This is a genomic window from Pantoea sp. sgz302252 (assembly GCF_042610525.1).
Lineage (GTDB): Bacteria > Pseudomonadota > Gammaproteobacteria > Enterobacterales > Enterobacteriaceae > Erwinia.
The window spans coordinates 177,209-178,285 of record NZ_JBHDVM010000002.1 but is presented as its reverse complement, the minus strand read 5'-3'; the positions used below and the strand labels follow the sequence as shown (position 1 = coordinate 178,285).

The window sequence follows — 1,077 nt, the reverse complement described above, 5'->3', positions numbered from 1 at the left end:
GGCTACCGCGACGGCCATGGCCTGCTTGATCTCTTCGCCCAGCCGCGCGGAGGCAGCGTCAATCTCTTCATTAGTGACGCGCAGCGCTGCAACGGTGGTTTTATCAAAAGCCGCGCTATAGAAGCGCAGCGCCTCGTCGCCTTCTGCCTTAACCTTTTCCAGGATCTCACGCACGCTGGCAGAGATATTTTCCGAAGCGGAAATGGCCGGACGAGTCAGCAGCGCCCGTTGTTCTTCGGCGTTGCACGTCTGCCACTCAATGGGAGTCATCATCATTTACTCCATCATCTTCTCAATAGGCAGAACGAGGATGGAGCTGGCGCCCAGCGCCTTGAGTTTCTCCATCGTTTCCCAGAACAGGGTTTCACTGCTGACCATGTGCATAGCGACGCGGCTCTTATCGCCTGCCAGCGGCAGTACGGTAGGGCGCTCTGCGCCCGGCAGCAGCTGAATAATTTCTTCCAGCTGCTCGCTCGGCGCGTGCAACATAATGTATTTGGATTCGCGCGCCTGAATCACGCCCTGAATACGGGTCATCAGCTTGTCGATCAGCTCCTGTTTGGCGGCAGGCATTTCGCCGTCGCGCTGGATCAGGCAGGCTTTAGAGCGGTAAATCACTTCAACTTCGCGCAGGCCGTTGGCTTCCAGCGTCGCGCCGGTAGAGACCAGATCGCAAATAGCGTCAGCCAGACCGGCGCGTGGCGCCACTTCTACAGAACCGTTCAGCAGGCAGGATTTAAAAGAAACGCCCTGTTTATCAAGGTATTTTTTCAGCAGGTGAGGATAAGAGGTGGCGATACGGGCATTTTGCAGACATTGCGGGCCGGTATATTCATCGTCCACTGACATCGCCAGCGACAGGCGGCAGCCACCGAAATCGAGACGGCGTAGCGTCAGATAGCGCGGATCTTCGCCCTGAGCCCGGCGGGTCAGCAGCTCTTCTTCCAGCACGTTTTCGCCGATAATGCCCAGATCCACTACGCCATCCATAACCAGGCCAGGAATATCGTCATCACGTACGCGCAGGATATCGATTGGCATATTCTCTGCAAAAGCAATCAGGCGCTGCTGTTGCAG

General features: G+C 56.7%; 2 protein-coding genes. Both read right to left on the bottom strand.

Going from position 1 to position 1,077, the window contains the following annotated elements; translation table 11 throughout:
- Window positions 1–270, bottom strand: a 270-nt coding sequence (locus ACETPC_RS04840) for a histidinol dehydrogenase (RefSeq protein ID WP_380179668.1), incomplete at its 3' end; no start/stop codon positions are given.
- A gap of 6 nt (window positions 271–276) precedes the next feature.
- On the bottom strand, window positions 277–1,077 hold an 801-nt coding region (gene hisG / locus ACETPC_RS04835; protein WP_380179140.1), incomplete at its 5' end, for an ATP phosphoribosyltransferase.